The sequence below is a fragment of the Sinorhizobium sp. CCBAU 05631 genome, from assembly GCF_002288505.1.
Lineage (GTDB): Bacteria > Pseudomonadota > Alphaproteobacteria > Rhizobiales > Rhizobiaceae > Sinorhizobium > Sinorhizobium fredii_C.
Window position 1 is genome coordinate 1,500,285 of sequence record NZ_CP023063.1, and the last position, 17,405, is coordinate 1,517,689.

13 protein-coding genes and 1 pseudogene are annotated in these 17,405 nt (G+C 63.1%); 7 read left to right on the forward strand and 7 right to left on the reverse strand.

Annotated elements, in window-relative coordinates; genetic code table 11:
* Positions 1 to 2: 2 nt before the first annotated feature.
* From SS05631_RS07530 to SS05631_RS07540, 3 genes are read left to right on the forward strand one after another with little or no spacing between them, the layout of a single operon-like run.
* Positions 3 to 707: an XdhC family protein gene (locus tag SS05631_RS07530; protein ID WP_037422083.1), complete on the forward strand. Its 705-nt coding sequence runs from the start codon at positions 3 to 5 to the stop codon at positions 705 to 707.
* The gene (locus tag SS05631_RS07535) at positions 704 to 2,320 is read left to right on the forward strand and encodes a molybdopterin-binding/glycosyltransferase family 2 protein (RefSeq protein WP_037422088.1); all 1,617 of its coding nucleotides are present in this window, start codon (positions 704 to 706) and stop codon (positions 2,318 to 2,320) included. The genes SS05631_RS07530 and SS05631_RS07535 overlap by 4 nt, the downstream gene beginning before the upstream one ends.
* Positions 2,321 to 2,323: 3 nt before the next feature.
* Complete coding sequence (locus SS05631_RS07540; RefSeq protein WP_037422091.1) at positions 2,324 to 2,641, forward strand: TfoX/Sxy family protein; 318 nt, start codon at positions 2,324 to 2,326, stop codon at positions 2,639 to 2,641.
* Between the two features lie 16 nt (positions 2,642 to 2,657).
* Here SS05631_RS07540 and SS05631_RS07545 read toward each other — a convergent pair whose 3' ends face one another.
* From SS05631_RS07545 to SS05631_RS07565, 5 genes are all read right to left on the reverse strand, one after another.
* A complete protein-coding gene (locus SS05631_RS07545; RefSeq protein WP_037422094.1) occupies positions 2,658 to 3,065 on the reverse strand; it encodes an NUDIX domain-containing protein in 408 nt (135 codons plus the stop codon).
* Between the two features lie 10 nt (positions 3,066 to 3,075).
* Positions 3,076 to 4,581 carry a DEAD/DEAH box helicase gene (locus tag SS05631_RS07550; RefSeq protein WP_037422097.1) on the reverse strand — a complete coding sequence of 502 codons (1,506 nt, stop codon included), beginning with the start codon at positions 4,579 to 4,581 and terminating at the stop codon, positions 3,076 to 3,078.
* A gap of 195 nt (positions 4,582 to 4,776) precedes the next feature.
* Positions 4,777 to 6,024, reverse strand: a complete 1,248-nt coding sequence (locus SS05631_RS07555; protein WP_244412231.1) for a M23 family metallopeptidase — start codon at positions 6,022 to 6,024, stop codon at positions 4,777 to 4,779.
* A 179-nt stretch (positions 6,025 to 6,203) separates the two neighbouring features.
* Positions 6,204 to 7,031 (reverse strand): ferritin-like domain-containing protein, encoded by an 828-nt coding sequence (locus SS05631_RS07560; protein WP_037422101.1) that lies wholly within the window; start codon positions 7,029 to 7,031, stop codon positions 6,204 to 6,206.
* A 4-nt stretch (positions 7,032 to 7,035) separates the two neighbouring features.
* Positions 7,036 to 7,512: a peroxiredoxin gene (locus SS05631_RS07565; RefSeq protein ID WP_037422104.1), complete on the reverse strand. Its 477-nt coding sequence runs from the start codon at positions 7,510 to 7,512 to the stop codon at positions 7,036 to 7,038.
* A 350-nt stretch (positions 7,513 to 7,862) separates the two neighbouring features.
* Between SS05631_RS07565 and SS05631_RS07570 the strand changes: the two genes are divergently transcribed.
* Positions 7,863 to 11,249, forward strand: a complete 3,387-nt coding sequence (locus SS05631_RS07570; protein ID WP_037422107.1) for an AsmA-like C-terminal region-containing protein — start codon at positions 7,863 to 7,865, stop codon at positions 11,247 to 11,249.
* A 51-nt stretch (positions 11,250 to 11,300) separates the two neighbouring features.
* Here SS05631_RS07570 and tyrS read toward each other — a convergent pair whose 3' ends face one another.
* The gene (tyrS, locus tag SS05631_RS07575) at positions 11,301 to 12,554 is read right to left on the reverse strand and encodes a tyrosine--tRNA ligase (protein ID WP_037422111.1); all 1,254 of its coding nucleotides are present in this window, start codon (positions 12,552 to 12,554) and stop codon (positions 11,301 to 11,303) included.
* A gap of 128 nt (positions 12,555 to 12,682) precedes the next feature.
* Here tyrS and SS05631_RS07580 point away from each other — a divergent pair, with 128 nt between their 5' ends.
* Together SS05631_RS07580 and SS05631_RS32615 are read left to right on the forward strand one after the other, a co-directional pair.
* Complete coding sequence (locus SS05631_RS07580; RefSeq protein WP_037422114.1) at positions 12,683 to 13,846, forward strand: anhydro-N-acetylmuramic acid kinase; 1,164 nt, start codon at positions 12,683 to 12,685, stop codon at positions 13,844 to 13,846.
* A 96-nt stretch (positions 13,847 to 13,942) separates the two neighbouring features.
* A pseudogene (locus SS05631_RS32615) lies at positions 13,943 to 15,131 on the forward strand (GGDEF domain-containing protein).
* 69 nt (positions 15,132 to 15,200) lie between these two features.
* Here the strand turns inward: SS05631_RS32615 and SS05631_RS07590 are convergent.
* On the reverse strand, positions 15,201 to 15,878 hold the full coding sequence (locus tag SS05631_RS07590; protein WP_037422116.1) for an alpha/beta hydrolase: 678 nt from the start codon (positions 15,876 to 15,878) through the stop codon (positions 15,201 to 15,203).
* Between the two features lie 225 nt (positions 15,879 to 16,103).
* Between SS05631_RS07590 and SS05631_RS07595 the strand changes: the two genes are divergently transcribed.
* Positions 16,104 to 17,270 carry a cysteine desulfurase family protein gene (locus tag SS05631_RS07595; protein ID WP_037422117.1) on the forward strand — a complete coding sequence of 389 codons (1,167 nt, stop codon included), beginning with the start codon at positions 16,104 to 16,106 and terminating at the stop codon, positions 17,268 to 17,270.
* Positions 17,271 to 17,405: the final 135 nt, after the last annotated feature.

The following is a 17,405-nucleotide window of genomic DNA, read 5'->3' on the forward strand; positions in this document are numbered from 1 at the left end:
CCATGCAACTGTCCACTCTTGAGAAGCTGAACGAGGCGCGGTCGGCACGGCGGCCCGCCGTGGTCGTCAATGATATTTCGAGCGGCCGCGCGCAGGCCTTCATCGAGGGCGAAGCATTCCCGGCCGAATGGGAGGCCGCCATCTCTGAAACGCTTCGGTCGGGTCGTCCCAAACTTGCGACGCTCGACGACCAACCCGCCTTCATCAACGTCTACCTGCCGCCGCCGCGCTTGGTTGTCATCGGCGCCGTCCATATCTCCCAGGCGCTTGCGCGGCTGGCGCCGGTCGCCGGCTTCGATATGACCATCATAGACCCGCGCACCGCCTTCGCGACGGCGGAGCGCTTCCAGGATATCGAGCTTCTGGCGGATTGGCCGGAAGATGTTCTGCCGACGCGACCGCTCGACCGCTATACGGCCCTGGCCGCCGTCACCCACGACCCGAAGATCGACGACTATCCGATCCGGGCCGCCCTCGAGGCGGGCTGCTTCTATGTCGGCGCGCTCGGCAGCCGCAATACCCATGCGGCGCGCGTCGAGAGATTGCGGTCGGCGGGCGTCTCGCAAGAGGAAATCGGCCGCATCAGGGCGCCGATCGGCCTTGATATCGGCGCGGCGAGCCCCGCCGAAATCGCCGTCGCCGTCCTTGCGCAAATCATCGGCGCCCTCCGCCATCGCGATCCCGAAGAACAGGGGCACGCAACATGAGGTTTGGTCCTGTGCCGCTTGCGCAAGCGGAAGGCGCAATTCTGGCGCACTCCGTCAAAACAGAGGCAGGCAAGCTGGCGAAAGGCCATCGCCTGAGCCCGGATGATCTCGCCATGCTTGACGACGCCAATATCCGGGAAGTCATCGTTGCCCGACTGGATTTCGACGATCTCACGGAAGATGAGGCCGCGACTCGGATCGCCGCCGCCATCGCCCCGGACCATCTGCGTTTCTCGCCAGCCGCGACCGGCCGCGTCAATGTGTATGCGACAGCGCCGGGCCTTTTCGTCGCAAATGATACCATTGTCGATCAAGTGAACCGCATTGATCCGGCGATCACGCTTGCCTGTCTTGCCGACCATGTCCCCGTCAGTGCGGGTGACATGGTGGCGACGATCAAGATCATTCCACTGGCGGTGGCGGGACATTTCGTCGAGCAAGCAGTTGCCGTGCTTCGCGCCGGCCCCGCCTTTGAAGTAAAACCCTTTGTGCCGCGACGCGCCGCCTTGATCGCAACCGAATTGCCGTCGCTGAAGCGCCAGGTAATGGACAAGACGCGTGCTGTGCTGGCGGCGCGGCTCGCTCAATCCGGCAGCAGCTTGGACACGGAGCGTCGTCTCCCTCACACCGAGACGGCCGTCGCGGGGGCGATCGCCGAACTTAAGGCTTCACACGACCTGCTGATCGTCTTCGGCGCTTCCGCCGTCGCCGACCCTGAAGATGTGGTGCCGGCCGCGATCCGGCGCGCCGGCGGGACCGTCGAGCACGTCGGCATGCCCGTCGACCCGGGCAATCTGCTAGTTCTTGGCCGCCTGGGCGAAATCCCCGTCATCGGTGCGCCCGGCTGCGCCCGCAGCCCGAAGGAAAATGGCTTCGACTGGATCCTCGACCGGCTGCTCGCCGGCGAGTGGCCGAGCCCGGCCGACATTACCGGACTCGGCGTCGGTGGTTTGCTGAAGGAGATCCCGGCGCGGCAGCAGCCGCGGGAAACAGCAATCCGGCCGCAGTCAGGTCCGGTCGCGATCGTCGTGCTGGCCGCCGGCCGGGCAAGCCGAATGGGACCAGCGGGGCGGCACAAGCTTCTTGCCGAGTTTGATGGCGTGCCGCTCGTTCGCCGCTCCGTCGTGACGGCACTGGCTGGCGGCAAAGGCAAGGTCGTGGTGGTCACCGGCTACCGCGAGGGCGAGATCCGGGCTGCACTATCCGGCCTGCCGGTGACGTTTGCCTCGAACCCCGACTACGAGAGCGGCATGGCGTCGTCGCTCATTGCAGGTCTGTCGGCCGCGGGAGCGGAAGCGGGCGGCATGCTGGTGATGCTAGCAGACATGCCGGGTGTCACGTCGGAGCATCTCGCAACGATGATTGCGGCTTTCGACGGTGAATCGGGCAGTGCCGTCGTGCGAGCGGTTTCCGAGGGACAGCGCGGAAATCCGGTCATCCTGCCGCGATCCACCTTCGCGGCGGTACGGCACCTCGTAGGCGATGTGGGGGCGAGGGATATAATCGAAAGCTGTGGTCTTCCGGTGATCGATGTTGAACTGGGCGCCGCCGCGCGCCTCGATGTCGATACGCCCGAAGCAGTCCTGGCCGCCGGCGGCACATTGAAGGAGTGAGCGATGGACAATCCCGCGATCGAGGAGATGTTTCAGACATTGGGGCCGATCAGCATTCGCCGCATGTTCGGCGGCAAGGGCATCTATTGCGATGGCGTCATTCTCGCCGTCGAGGTCGACGGGGAGATCCTTCTGAAGGGTGACGCCGAAACGGCTCTGCAGCTGGAGGAGGCCGGCGCCCGGCAATGGGCCTATGACGGTAAGGGCAAGCCGGTGAAAATGCCCTATTGGAGCATTCCTGATTCGGCCTATGACGATCCGGACGAGATGGCCCGCTGGGTGAAGCTGGCCTATTCAGCCGCGCTCAGGGCGAAGAAGTGAGTGCGCGGAACAAGCCTTACCCAAGCGCGCGCACGGCATCCGCCGCGAAGCGGGATAGTGGCTGGGGCAGGGCGGTAAGATCGAACCAGCCTATGTGGGAAAGCTTGTCCGGTTCGGTGAGGCGCGGCTCGCCGGAAAAATCATCCGTCGCATAGATCAGCGAGATCCAGTGCTGCCGGTCGGCCTCGATCATCTGCTCGCTGATGCAGAGAAACCGCGTCGAACGGATCGAGAGGCCGCTTTCCTCTTCCGCTTCCCGGCGTGCGGCATCCTCCGCGCGCTCCATGTGGTCGACCTTGCCGCCGACGATGCTCCAGTGGCCGGCCTCCGGTGCCTTCAGGCGCCGGCAGAGAAGGATCTTGCCGTCCCGCAAAATCGCGAGCCCGCAGCCGAGGCCCGGAAAATCGATGCCGGGGAATGCCATGGAGCGACTGTCACGCCTTGCCGGCGATCAGCATGAAGGCTGGAATCTCGTCGCCGAAGCCGACAGGCGTCGGGCCATCGTCATGATCGCGGCGGTTGCGGTTACGACGATCGCGATTGTCGTCATTGGCGGCGTTCTGCGCACGGCCCGGACGATCGTTGCGGCTCGCATGGCTCTGCCTGTTGTCGGCACTACGTTCCGGTTTCACCGCTTCCGCCCTTTCCGCGACTGGTTCGAATTCGGTCACATTATCGACACGGGCCGTATCGGATTTATGATCGCCGCGCGCCCGGCCAGCGCGTTCCACATCTTTTTTGCGATCCCTGCGGCCGTCGCGGCCGCGCTCGCGCCGGCTGTCATGGCTTTCCATCGGCTCGGGCAGTTCGGAAAGGTCTCCGTTCATCCACTCGACCTTCTGGCCGATCAGTTTCTCGATGGCGTCGGAGAACTTCGTGTCGCGTTTCGTCACGATCGTGAAGGAGGCGCCGGAGCGTCCCGCCCGGCCGGTACGGCCGATGCGGTGCACATAGTCTTCCGCGTGGATCGGCACATCGAAATTGAACACGTGGCTGACGTCCGGAATGTCGAGCCCGCGCGCCGCGACGTCCGAAGCAACGAGCAACTGGATATTGCCGTCCTTGAAGCTGGCCAGCATCGCCATGCGAGAGCGCTGGTCCATGTCGCCGTGCAGTGCACCAACCGAGAAGCCATGGCGGTCGAGCGAGCGGAAGAGCTCGGCGACGTCCTTCTTGCGGTTGCAGAAGATGATCGCGTTCTTGAGTTCGCCCTGAGCGCGTATGAGATCCCGCAGCACGGCGCGCTTTTCGTAATCCTTTCCGTGCGCGGCGACGAAGCGCTGCGTCACGGTGATTGCCGCCGAGGCAGGGCGGGCGACTTCCACCCGCTCAGGGTTCTGCAGGAACCGGTCAGCAAGCTTCTGGATTTCCGGCGGCATGGTTGCTGAGAAGAACAGCGTCTGCCGGGTGAAGGGAATAAGCTTCGCGATCCGCTCGATATCCGGGATGAATCCCATGTCGAGCATGCGATCGGCCTCGTCGATAACGAGGATTTCCACGCCGGTCATCAGCAGCTTGCCGCGCTCGACATGATCGAGCAGGCGGCCGGGCGTGCAGATCAGAACGTCGGCGCCGCGCTCGAGCTTGCGGTCCTGCTCGTCGAAGGAGACGCCGCCGATCAAGAGCGCAATATTGAGCTTGTGATTCTTGCCGTACTTGTCGAAGTTCTCTGCAACCTGCGCCGCAAGCTCACGGGTAGGCTCCAGGATCAAGGTGCGCGGCATGCGTGCACGCGCGCGGCCCTTTTCCAGGAGCGTCAACATCGGCAGCACGAAGGACGCCGTCTTGCCCGTGCCGGTCTGCGCGATGCCGAGGATGTCGCGACGCTGAAGGGCCGGCGGAATGGCGCCTACTTGGATCGGTGTCGGCGTTGTGTAGCCCGCGTCAGTAACAGCGGAGAGAACTTTTTGGCTCAGGCCAAGGTCAGCAAAATTGGTCAAAGGGGAATCTGTTTCCGTTCCGGTTCAATAGAACACTGATCGATCGATGGAAAATCACCATCCTGTGGCGGCGCTCTTAAGACGAAAGGCGCCGAAAGTCAAGAAATCCAGCACGTTGACCCTTCGCACCGTAAATGGATGCGAATCTTTTGCTTTTCTTGTCAACGGCCGACCGCGTCGACGGCGATTTATGCGTTAGTTCAGATAGCCGGCGAGCCTTGTACCGGCGCGTAGGAAGCGCATCGGATCGACGGCCAGGCCGTTCAGCCGGACCTCGTAGTGCAGGTGCGGACCCGTCGACCGTCCCGTGCTGCCTGATTGGGCGATAACCTGATCGGTTTCGACCCGATCTCCGACATGCACGAGGATACTGGCGAGGTGCGCATAACGCGTCGAGACGCCGTTTCCATGGTCGATCTCGATCATGTTGCCGTAGCCGCCCGCGTGCCCGGCGGTCGTCACGGTTCCCGCTGCGGTCGAGCGAATGCGTGTGCCGGTCGCGGCGCGGAAGTCGATTCCGGCGTGGAGCGCCAATCGTCCGAGAAACGGATCCAGACGATTTCCGAAACTGCTGGTGACGTCGCTGGCCGGCGCGGGGCTTTCGAGAGGGAGCTTTCGCGCAGCGTTGCGGGTCTCCCCCAGACCGACAAGGGCGCTGTCGAGCGTGGCGAGCGACCGCTCGAAGTCGTCGTGGCTCTGCGGCTCGATATAGGGGCCGCCGACCGCCGTTCCATCGGGCGAAGCCGCAGCGGTGGAACTGGCGACGGCCTTCGGAGCCGGAAGAACGACGCCTGTACGCTCGACGATCGTCCGGATCGCTTCGGAGGTTGTCTGTGCCTTGCTCGTCAATTGCAGCACATGGGCCATCTGGTCGCGTTCGACGTCTTTCAGCGAGAGGGTCACCTTTGAAAAGATGCGATCCGTTCGATCCGAGATCGTTTCCCCTTGGCCGTTCGACTGCGCTTGCGGCGCATAGCCCAGTGCCAAGGCCCGTGCTGGTACCACGGCCTTCTTTGCCGCGATGCCCATGATCTCTTCGATCGCCTTGATCCCGCCTGGCGCCTCGGCGCGATCCCCGTAGGCGAGGGGCTCGGCCTCCGGCAGTGCTGCCGCGTCTCCGCCCGTCGGCGGTTCGGCGTTCTCTGCCAATGTGCCGAGCCTGCCGCTGCGAGAGGCGAGCTCCAATTGCTGCTGCAGGAGCTTGTCGACCTTTTCTTCGACGATCTGCTGGTCCAGCAACTGCCGGCTCGTCACACGATCGACCTGCGCGCGAAGCGCCGTGATTCGGTCCTCGTATTCATGCTGCATGCGCGCCTGGCGCGCGATCGTGCCACCGATCAGATCGTCGCGCAGCACGAGATAGGTGGTCGCGGCGAGATAGCCGATGCCGAAGATGCCGATGAGCGACGTGACGCCGGCGGCCATCCAGGGCCGGATCGTCATGTGACGAACCCTGTCTCCGCTCGCGAGGATCAGAACGTGACTTTCCCTGCGTTTGCCGAACCCCCGGTTTTCCGGACGAATAGACACCCCGTCACCCCCGCCAGATGCGACCCAAACTCGCGTTTTGCCCCAAGGGTGATTACACTTTATTAGGGTTAATAAAGTGTTGGTGTTTTTCGTCAGATGTTGGTGGAGGCCGTCATCGATCGGTAGAACGACGGCGTCAGGCCGGCCTCGGCGCGCGCCACGTCGTTGAAGGGCGCCTTCAGCGGCCCGCGGAAATTCGCACGCACCAGTGCCTGGAACGTGGCGGCCGGGTCCTTCTTCTGCCTCGCGCAGAGGAAGCGGAACCATTTCGCGCCGACCGCGACGTGGCCCTTCTCGTCCTCATAGATGACGTCGAGAACGGCAGCGCTTTGATGATCGCCGGTCTCGCGCATCTTCGCCTGCAGCGCCGGAGTGACGTCCAAGCCGCGCGCCTCGAGGATGAGCGGCACGACGGCCAGCCGGGCGGTCAGATCGTTGCGCGTGTCGTGGGCCGCCTGCCACAGTCCGTCGTGGGCGGGCAGGTCGCCATAGTCCGCGTCCAGATCGTTGAGCCTCTGCCGCACCAGGCGAAAATGCTTGGCCTCCTCGAACGCGACCTGCATCCATCCATCGAAAAAGGATTGCGGCACGGGCTCAGTGGCGAAGCGCGCGACGATATCGAGCGCGAGATCGACGGCATTCAGTTCGATATGGGCAATGGCGTGAAGGAGGGCGATTCGGCCCTTCAATGAGCCGAGGGAACGCCGCTTGACCTGCGTCGGCGGCGTGAGGATGGGCCTTTCCGGCCGCCCAGGCCTTGCGGGCACCGGCCGATCGAGCGGCGAGCGCAGGGAGAGCGTTCGCGCCTGCCAGCGGCGTGCGGCCTCCTGCGCGAGTTCCGTTTTGACGGTCAGGTCGCTTGCACGGATCGCTTCCACAGCGGCACCGCGCAGGCTGGTAAATTGCGGCAGCACAGCCATCAGTTCAGGCAGTGCGGAGAGTTTTCGCCGCGGCGAGAACTTCCTCGGCGTGTCCCGCAACTTTAACCTTTTCCCAGACGCGGCTGATGATGCCGGCTGCATCGATCAGATAGGTTGTCCGTTCGACACCCATATACTTCCGGCCATACATGCTTTTTTCCGCCCACACGCCGTAGGCGTTGACGACGGCCTTGTCTTCGTCCGCCGCGAGCGCGACAGCGAGGTCGTGCTTCTTGGCAAAGCGGTCATGGCTCTTGACCGAGTCGGGCGAGATGCCGATCAGCGCGACACGGGCCGCGGTGAATTCCTTTGAGAGACCGGAAAACGATATCGCTTCGACGGTGCAGGTCTTGGTGTCGTCCTTGGGATAGAAGAACAACACCACCGGCCTGCCGCGAAGCGCGGACAATGAAATCGAGCCGCCGCCGTCGCGGGCGAGCTCGAAATCCGGAGCAGGATCGCCGGGCCGCAAAGGTGCCATGTTTAAGCCTTTCTTACGCCAAGTTTTATCGACATTTCGCACATAGGGGATACCCAAGTTCGTGGGGGTCCGTCCAGTGCGTTTGCGGCTGCTTTGACAGCTGTCCGACGGCTCTTGTGGCTACGAGCCATAATGAATGCCATGTCGCAAGACAAAGGCCGCGCCTGGATCGAGCATCTTCGGATGCCAGGGATGGCCGTCGCGCGCTTTCCACAAGCAACCACAGCGAAGCGTGGTGACTTGGTCCGGCGATTTGTGATCTACAGGATAGGAACGACCCCGGGCGTACACGATGTCTGTCCGGATAGGAAGAATGCAATGCAGCAAGCAGGTGGAGGAAATCCGCGCCGATGAGTGACATCCGCGGCGAAAGGGTTTGCTTTCGCAAGGAAGACATCGTCGCACTGGACGCGCTTCCCTCGGCCCAGGCCCACGACCCGGTCCTCGTGCACACCCACGTCTCGGGTGGCATGCTGCGTCTCTTCGCCAAGCTTCTGCTCTGCTGTTTGCTTGTCGTCTTCGTCGCAGTTGCCTCGCTCGTCGCGGTGATCGAGAGCGGCCTGGTCGACGGTCCTCTGAATGCCCGCGCGCGCACGGCGCTCAACACCGCCCTTGGCGCCAACTACAAGGCGGATGTCGAAAGCACGGTTGTCCGTCTCACCGGTCGCGGGGCGCTGGCGCTGAAGGCGCGCGGCGTCACGTTGAACGACAATGCCTCCGGGCGCCCGGTCGCCAAGCTGGCGGCAGTCTCGATCGCGCTCGATCCCCTTGCGCTGATGACCGGCCGCATCGCCGTGTCGCGGCTGGAGGCGGAGGGCGGCGAGCTCGATACCGGCCTCTTGCCGCGCGGCGAGCCCATAGACCTCACGGCGATTCGCATTGCCGACACCGGCACGGCTCTCGAAAAGCTGTTCACCCATATCGACGCCATGTCGCGGCTGACCGCGCGAAGTTCGACGAGGACCGTTCAGCTTTCGAATCTGAGCCTGTCGATGGCGGGGACCCGCGGCCGGATCGTTCCGATCGATGTCAGGACGCTGGCCTTCGCGCGCGATGACGACGGCTCCATCCGCGTCGACGGCTCCGTTGCCATAGACGGCAAGGAGGCGCAGCTCGAGGCGAGGGCCTACGGCCAGGGCGACAGCATCGCCGGCATCGAGGCGGTTTTCACCTCCCTGCCGCTCTCGCCCTTTCTCTATCACGGCAAGTCCGGCAGCGAAGAAGCCTTCGGAATTGATGCTTCGGCCGAGGTCAGCTTGAAGGCAACCCGTGCAGCGGTGGGCGCCACTCCGGCTTTGACGGTCGGCATCAGAACGTCTGAAGGGGCGTTTCATGCCGGAGGACTAGTCTCGGCGCTCAGGCCGTCGGAACTGAACGCCTCTTACGACTTCGACCGCTCTTCGGTCGAGATCCTGCCGTCAGCGGTCAAGATCGGACGCTCGGTTTTTCCCTTTACCGGCGCCTTGATCGACCTCGACAAGGTTTCCGAAGGAAGCCAGCCAGGCTTTGCCGTCGACCTGCTGTTGAAAGACGCGAGCTCCGCCCCGGAAGACATGCAGGAACGGCCGCTCTCCTTCGACGCCAAGGCGAATGGCCGATTCGAGACCGGTAGCCACCGGCTGATCTTCGATGAGCTGGCAATCTCCAGCCCACTGGGGTCCATGGCGGGTTCGCTCGCGGTCGCCTTCGGCGACACCTCGCCCCAGATCAACTTCGCCGCGGTGAGCGACCGGATGCAGCCGACGGCGGTCAAGCAATTATGGCCCTGGTGGGTTGCCAAGGGTGCGCGGCGATGGGCGATCGGCAATCTCTTCGGCGGGACGGTGTCGGATGCGCGGATAGAGGTCTCCATCCCGGAGGGCAGAATTGCCGGCAGCGATGGCGAACTGAAGCTCAATGAGAACGAGCTGAATATCAACTTCTCGATCGACGACACGCGAATCAACATCGCCGGCGAAATTCCGCCGCTGCGCGACACCACCGGTCACTTCGAATTGCGCGGCGAGCGCATGACGGTCCAGGTTGCCCGCGGGGCGGCCTTCTTTCCCTCCGGCCGGTCCGTCGCGCTGAACGGCGGCGACTTCGTAATTCCGGATGTCTACAGCAAGCCGCTGATGGCGGAAATGAAGATCGAGGTGGGCGGCGAGGCCGACTCCATTGCCGAGCTTGTCAGCTACAAGCCGATCCGGGCGTTACAGAAGACGCCCTTCGTGCCCGAGGATTTCACCGGACCGATGACGGCATTGGTCGGAGCCCGCTTCGGACTGATTTCAAATCAGAACCCGCCGCCGCCCTTGTGGCAGGCGGAAATGCAGTTGCAGAAGGTGACGATAAACCGTCCGGTTTCCGGCCGCGAAATCGCCGATCTGTCCGGAACCATGCGGATCGACAACAACCGAGCGGTTCTCAATGCCGATGCCCTGATCGACGGCGCGGAAATGCGCATCGCGCTGACCGAACCGGTGGATGCCAAGGCGAATGTGACGCGCACACGCGAGATCTCCGGAACGCTCGACGACGCGGCGCGTCGCAAGATCGCCCCTGCCTTGTCGGGCATCGTCAGCGGACCGGTCGGCGTTGAGGTGTCGCTTTCGGATGACGGCAGCCAGTCTGTGAAAGCCGATCTCGGAAAGGCGGCTCTGTCGCTGCCGTGGATCGGCTGGAGCAAAGGCGCCGGCATTGCGGCCAATGCGGAATTCACGGTGAGGAAAAGCGAAGCGCTCACGGAGATAAGTGATTTCAGCATAAAGGGTGACGGATTTGGTGCGGGTGGCAATCTCCGCGTCGACGACGGCGGAATCGCATCGGCCCGATTGCATGACGTGCGCCTGGCGGCGGGAGACGATTTCGCCGTGACGGTCGAACGGGCCAAGGGCGGTTATGTGGTCGCCCTCACCGGTTCTTCCGCGGATATCAGATTGCCCCTGGCGCGGGCGAAGAGCGAATCCGGCTCCGGAGACGATGGCAATGTAAGGATCAGCGCCCGGCTCGACCGCGTCGTCGGCTTCAATGGTGAGGTCTTTTCCAATGTGAGATTCTCCCATTCTGCCCGCGGTCAAGAAATCGACGATATTGATCTGTCGGCGCTAACCGCAAGCGGGCAGGCCGTGGTCGCCAGGCTGGTGAAAGAGGGGCCGGACAACACGTTGGAGCTGACGACGAGCGACGCCGGCGCTCTCGGGCGCTTCACCGATATCTATCGGAACATGCGCGGCGGCCTGTTGAACCTGCGGCTCCGGGACCGCGGCGCCAGATCTTGGCGCGGCACTGTCGATCTGCGGAAATTTTCGCTCGTTGGCGAACAGAAGCTGCAGTCGATGGTCTCGACGCCGGCCGGCCAGGATGGCCGCAGCCTAAATCAGGCGGTGCGCAGGGATATCGACGTGAGCACGGCCCGTTTCGAGCGAGGCTTCGCCCAGCTCCTCCTCGATCGCGGCGTCATCCGGGTCGACAGCGGCGTGCTGCGCGGGCTCGATGTCGGTGCCACCTTCCAGGGCACGGTCCGCGACAGAAACGGCCGCATGGACATGACCGGCACCTTCATGCCGGCCTATGGCATCAACCGGTTGTTCGGCGAGTTGCCGCTGATCGGCGTCCTGCTCGGTAACGGTCGCGACCGCGGCCTTCTCGGCATCACCTTCAAACTGACCGGACCCTTCAACCAGCCGAATCTGACGATCAATCCGCTGTCGCTCATCGCCCCGGGCGTGTTCCGCAGCATTTTCGAGTTTCAATGAAAAAGGCCGGCGCAGCGGCCGGCCTTCATCGATTGACGCTGGGTGGGCCGTTCAGACGGGCCGCACCAGAATGTGTTTCTTCTTGCCGAGCGACAGCTTGACGACACCGTCGCCGGTGACGTCGCCGCTTCCGACGACGCGGCGCTCGTCATTGATCTGCTCGTCGTTGATGCGGACGGCTCCACCCTGAACGTGACGGCGAGCCTCGCCGTTCGATGCCGCAAGGCCGGCGCGCACCACCAGCGTCAGCAGGCCGAGACCCGATTCGAGCTCAGGAGCGGGGACCTCGATCGACGGCAGGTTTTCCGCAAGCGCGCCTTCCTCGAAGGTCTTGCGGGCCGTTTCGGCTGCCTGCTCCGCGGCTGCCCGACCATGCAGCATGGCGGTGATTTCGGTCGCCAGGATCTTTTTCACCTCATTGATTTCGGAGCCGCCGAGCTTGGACAGTCGCTCGATTTCCGACATCGGCAACGTCGTGTAGAGCTTCAGGAAGCGCGTGACGTCGGCGTCCTCTGTATTGCGCCAGTATTGCCAGAAATCATAGGAGCCGAGCATGTCGGGATTGAGCCAGATGGCGCCATTGACCGACTTGCCCATCTTGGCGCCCGAGGCAGTCGTCAGCAGCGGTGAAGTCAGCGCATAGAGCTGCGGCGTACCCATGCGATGGCCGAGATCGATGCCGTTGATAATATTGCCCCATTGGTCCGAGCCGCCCATCTGGAGGCGGCAGCCGGTCCGCTTGTATAGCTCCACGAAATCGTAGGCCTGCAGGATCATGTAGTTGAACTCGAGGAACGACAGCGACTGCTCGCGCTCGAGGCGCGTTTTGACACTGTCGAAGGAAAGCATGCGGTTAACCGAGAAGTGGCGGCCAACGTCTCGCAAGAACTCGAGGTAGTTGATACCCAGCAGCCAATCGGCGTTGTTGATCATCAATGCGTCAGTCGGGCCGTCGCCATAGCGAAGATAGTTGGAGAAGACGGTCTTGATACTCGCGATATTGGCAGCGATGGTTTCCGGGGTCATCAACTGCCGGGCTTCGTCCTTGAAGGATGGGTCGCCGACCATGCCGGTGCCGCCGCCCATGAGCGAGATCGGCCGATGATCCGTCGCCTGAAGCCAGTGCAGCATCATGATCTGGATAAGTCCGCCCGCATGCAGGCTCGGGGCCGTCGGGTCGAAGCCGATATACGCGGTCACGGTTTCCTTTCGGAACAGCTCATCGAGGCCGGCATCATCCGATGTGGTGTGGATGAAACCGCGTTCGTGAAGCGTGTGTAGGAAATCGGACTTGAACTCGGACATAAGCTGTCTCTTTCGGCTTGTTTGGACGTCTGCGGCGGGCGTTTATCACTGTTTTGTCGAAAGTGCACGTTTTTGCTGGGGCAGCGTTTTGCTATGACCGGTGGCAACGGAAAGCGTGGAGGACGTCCATGGGCAAGGTGTTGACGGCGATCGGCCTCATGAGCGGTACGAGCATGGATGGTATCGACGTCGCTCTCGTCGAGACCGACGGCGAAACGATCGTTCGAAGGGGACCGTCAGCGGGATATGCCTATGAGCCGCGCTTCCGCGACCGGCTGAAGCAGGGGCTCGAGGATGCCAAGTCGATCCGCAAAAGGGATGAGCGACCGGGGGCGCTGGCGGACCTCGAGCGGGACATGACGTTGCTGCACGCGCAGGCGGTCAAGGCATTCCTCCAGGAAAACAATCTATTGTCCGGCAATGTTGATGTAATAGGTTTCCATGGACAGACGGTGCTCCACCGTCCCGACGAAGCCCTGACCGTGCAGGTCGGCGATGGAGAGCTGCTGGCGCGGGAAACGCTGACCGACGTAGTCTACGACATGCGGGCGAACGACATGGCGCATGGCGGCCAGGGGGCGCCGCTGATACCGGCCTATCATGCCGCGGTGGCGGAAAGCATGTCGCAGAGCTCGGACATCGACGCGCCCGTCGCCTTCGTCAATATTGGCGGCATTTCCAACATCACCTACATCGGTGCAGGCGAGGCTATCATTGCCTATGACAGCGGACCGGGAAACACTTTGATCGACCAGTGGGTGGAGGCGCATGCCGGAATTCCCTATGACCAGGGCGGCATGGTTGCAGCCGAAGGGTCGGTGCTGCCGGAGCTTGCCGAGCGCTACCTCGCTCATCCCTTCTTCTCGTCGGAAAAGCGCCGCTCGCTCGACCGCAACGACTTTTCGCCGCCGCTCGCTGCAGAGGCGAGCCTTGAAGACGGGGCCCGCACCTTGGCGCATGTGACAGCGGCCGCCATTGTCCGGTCGGCAGCTCATCTTCCGCAAATGCCGGCGACTTACATCGTCTGCGGCGGCGGCCGCCTCAATCCTGTGATCATGCAGGACCTGGCCTTGCTTGCAGAAGCAGCAGGCGGACGCGTACTTGCGGCCGAGGCGCTGGGTCTGAACGGCGATTCGATGGAAGCCGAAGCCTGGGCCTACCTGGCCGTAAGATCGTTGCGTGGGCTGCCGTTGAGCTATCCCGCGACTACGGGCGTCATCCGGCCGGTAAGCGGCGGGCTGTTGGCGAGGCCGGCGCCCACGTCGACGGGCACAAGCGCCAGGTCCATTTAATGCCTTTTTCGTGCGGGGCCGCTAATTTGCGCGCAATTCTGATTGGTTTAGTTGCGGAGCACATGGTCGGCTCCTGATGTTGTTCGGATTTTATTGATGGGTGGAGCGATTTCCCTGCTGGCGGTGAATTTCATCATCGCCCAGATCTTCGTCGTGGCCTTTCTCATCATCGCGGCGAAGAGCCGTGAAAAAAGCCGGCGATCTGGTGCGCCGCCGGCTTCACTGTCGCCTCGCTCTCGGCCGTGTTCGAGACCGTCTTGCCCTTCTCGGTCGTACCGAAGCTTTTTGCTGTCGGCGCCTTTGCGAGCGTGCTCGCCGGCTTCATTCTGATCCGCATCGCACTCGGGCTCTTCTACCCCGTGCCGACGCGCCTGCCGCTGTTGGCCGGCTTCTTTCTCGCTTCGGTGATACTCGATCTGCTGATCTACGACCTGCCGCGCGGAACGCTTAAGCACGCCTTCTTCTATCAGCTGCCGTTCTTTCTCACCCAGATCTGGTCCGCTTCCACGATCGTCAGGTCGAAGCGCAGGTTCCCGGCCGACTGGATCCTATGCGGCCTTCTGGTTCTGACCTCGGTCTACTATTTGGTGAAAATCTACGCCGCTGTTGCCGCCGGGGCGGGCACCACGGCGTCCGACTATCTCGGCACCCCTTTCGCGCTGATTTCGCAGGCACTCGGGGCGATGCTGATCCTTGCGACCGGCATCGCCATGCTCGGGGTGATGGTCAAGGAAATCATCGACGAGGCCCGCGCCAGTTCGGAGCTCTTTCGGGCCTCTACAACCGCCGCGGCTTTGTCGATCGCCTGACGCCCGTTCTCGAAACCGCTGGCGCCGACGGTCCGGGTACCCTCATCCTTGCCGACCTCGACCGTTTCAAGCTGGTCAACGATACCTATGGACACCATGCCGGCGACGGGGTTATCCGACAGTTTTCACGAGTGCTCGTGGAGCTCATGCCGAGCCGGGCGGTAGCGGCGCGGTTGGGTGGCGAGGAATTTGCCGTGTTTCTTCCGCGCCTCGGCCTGGCGGAAGCCCGCGTGCTCGCGCATGGGATGCGCGCGGCGCTCGCATCGACCCGGATCGACGGATTGCCTGAAAGCGTCACGATAACAGCGAGCTTCGGCGTTGCCGCCCTTGATCTTGGGGAGTCACTGGAAGCGGCCATGCAGCGCGCCGACAAGGCGCTCTACGCCGCCAAGGCCGGCGGCCGGAACCGGGTGGAATGCGCCGAACAGCCGGCAACCGGCGAGCCGGTCGGTTCCCTTCGCGTGGGGCGACAATAACGGTAGATATAAAGCGGCCCGGAAACCGATTGCGATCTCCGGGCCGAGTGAAGGATGATGTGGCGCGGCTCAGCGGATGCGCTTGGCAGCGGGCTCCGGCACCAGCTCTCCGTTGAGGCGACGGTCGAGATAGTCCTCGCATTCCGTCATCAGCGTCTCGATCTGGCCATTGAAGAAATGGTTTGCTCCGGTAACGGTCCTGTGGGTGATTAGGATACCCTTCTGCGCCTTCAGCTTTTCGACGAGGCTGTTCACGTCCTTTTCCGGCGCGACCTTGTCGGAGTCGCCATTGATGATGAGACCCGACGACGGGCAGGGCGCCAGGAAGGAGAAATCATAGATGTTCGGCTGGGGCGCAACCGCCATGAAACCTTCGATTTCCGGGCGGCGCATCAGAAGCTGCATGCCGATCCAGGCGCCGAACGAATAGCCGGCCACCCAGCAGCTCTTCGAGTCGGGATGCAGGCTCTGCACCCAGTCGAGCGCCGAGGCCGCATCGGAGAGCTCGCCCGCACCGTGATCGAACTCGCCCTGGCTGCGGCCGATGCCGCGGAAATTGAACCGTAAGGTCGTGAAGCCGCGCTTCTGGAACATGTAGAAGAGCTGGTAGACGATCTGGTTGTTCATCGTCCCGCCGAACTGCGGATGCGGATGCAGGATGATCGCGATCGGTGCGCTCTTCTGCTTCGAAGGCTGATAGCGACCTTCGAGGCGGCCGGCCGGTCCGTTGAAGATGATTTCGGGCATTGGTTCTCCGGGAACGTTTCTGGTTCAAATCGTCGTTCTCGATGCCAATCTGTCTTGACGAAAGCAGTCAGCTTTTCTAGAACGCACTTTAGAACCGTTCAAAACTTCGATGCGGGCACTCCGCCGCGTTCGTCCGTCTCATAGGACAAGCGGCGCGGAAAATTCAAGAAAAATGCAACGGCATCGATTGCACGGACTGAACCGTCTGCTCTAGCGAAGGAAGCAATGACCGGACCGCGCATATATATGGACTGGAATGCGACAGCGCCGCTTCTGCCCGAAGCGCGAGAAGCATTCCTGTCTGCGCTCGATGCGGTTGGCAACCCCTCATCCGTTCACGGCGAGGGTCGGGCGGTTCGCGGCATGATCGAGAGCGCGCGGCGGGACGTTGCCGTGCTTTGCGGTGCGCAGCCCGCCTCGGTGATATTCACCAGCGGCGCCACGGAAGCGGCCAATATGGTCCTGACGCCGGAATTCCGGATGGGACGCACGCCGCTGAAACTCGGCAAGCTCTATGTTTCTGCGATCGAGCATCCGGCGGTTCGCGAGGGGGGACGTTTTGCCCGCGAAGATGTCTGCGAAGTACCCGTCACGAGCGGCGGCGTCGTCGACTGCGTCGCGCTCGAGACGTTACTCTCGGCGCATGACCGCCAGCGCGGCCTGCCCATGGTCGCCGTCATGCTCGCCAACAACGAGACGGGTATTGTCCAGCCGCTCGCCGAAGTTTCCGCGATCGTGCGTGCCCATGGCGGGCTGTTGGTGGTCGATGCCGTGCAGGCCGCCGGCCGCCTGCCGCTGTCGATCGAGAACCTGGGCGCCGATTTCCTCATCGTCTCGTCGCACAAGATCGGTGGGCCGAAGGGGGCCGGTGCCCTCGTCGCCCGCGGCGAGGTGATGATGCCGGCACCCTTGATCCGCGGCGGCGGCCAGGAAAAGGGCCATCGCTCCGGCACCGAGAACGCTCCGGCGCTCGTCGGTTTCGGGGCGGCTGCGCGGGTGGCTACCGATAACCTCGAGGCGGGCACGACCGCAATCGCCGTTCTGCGCGATCGGCTCGAGGCAGAGATGCTGGAAAGCGCGCCGGATGTGGTGATCCACGGCCGCAACGCGCCGCGGATCGCCAACACGTCCTTCTTCACGCTTCCCGGGCTGAAGGCGGAGACTGGCCAGATTGCCTTCGATTTGGAAGGCGTGGCCCTCTCGGCAGGTTCTGCATGCTCTTCCGGCAAGGTTGGACAGAGTCATGTGCTGACGGCGATGGGCTATGATCCGCGACAGGGCGCCCTGCGTCTTTCGATCGGTGCGTCCACGACGCAAGCGGAGATCGAACGCTGTGCGGCAGTTTTCGCGAAAGTGGCGTCGCGGCGCCGCTCGACCGGGCAGGCCGCGTGAATGCGGAATGCCTTGAACGAAATTGCGGAAAAGCAATTTTCCGCTTGGCAAACGGGGTGAAAACCGCCTTTTAGCCATTACATAAGCGGTGCGCACATATTGCACCGCGTTGACAAGCCGCCGGACCTTGGATCC

Coding starts and splice junctions, on each gene's coding strand:
- SS05631_RS07545 (WP_037422094.1), bottom strand. CDS start 3,065: ATGGCATTCCCCGGCATCGATTTTCCGGGCCTCGGCTGCGGGCTCGCG.
- SS05631_RS07560 (WP_037422101.1), bottom strand. CDS start 7,031: ATGGCTGTGCTGCCGCAATTTACCAGCCTGCGCGGTGCCGCTGTGGAA.
- SS05631_RS07590 (WP_037422116.1), bottom strand. CDS start 15,878: ATGCCCGAAATCATCTTCAACGGACCGGCCGGCCGCCTCGAAGGTCGC.
- SS05631_RS07530 (WP_037422083.1), top strand. CDS start 3: ATGCAACTGTCCACTCTTGAGAAGCTGAACGAGGCGCGGTCGGCACGG.
- SS05631_RS07570 (WP_037422107.1), top strand. CDS start 7,863: ATGAGTGACATCCGCGGCGAAAGGGTTTGCTTTCGCAAGGAAGACATC.
- SS05631_RS07540 (WP_037422091.1), top strand. CDS start 2,324: ATGGACAATCCCGCGATCGAGGAGATGTTTCAGACATTGGGGCCGATC.
- SS05631_RS07595 (WP_037422117.1), top strand. CDS start 16,104: ATGACCGGACCGCGCATATATATGGACTGGAATGCGACAGCGCCGCTT.
- SS05631_RS07555 (WP_244412231.1), bottom strand. CDS start 6,024: ATGACGATCCGGCCCTGGATGGCCGCCGGCGTCACGTCGCTCATCGGC.
- tyrS (WP_037422111.1), bottom strand. CDS start 12,554: ATGTCCGAGTTCAAGTCCGATTTCCTACACACGCTTCACGAACGCGGT.
- SS05631_RS07565 (WP_037422104.1), bottom strand. CDS start 7,512: ATGGCACCTTTGCGGCCCGGCGATCCTGCTCCGGATTTCGAGCTCGCC.
- SS05631_RS07535 (WP_037422088.1), top strand. CDS start 704: ATGAGGTTTGGTCCTGTGCCGCTTGCGCAAGCGGAAGGCGCAATTCTG.
- SS05631_RS07580 (WP_037422114.1), top strand. CDS start 12,683: ATGGGCAAGGTGTTGACGGCGATCGGCCTCATGAGCGGTACGAGCATG.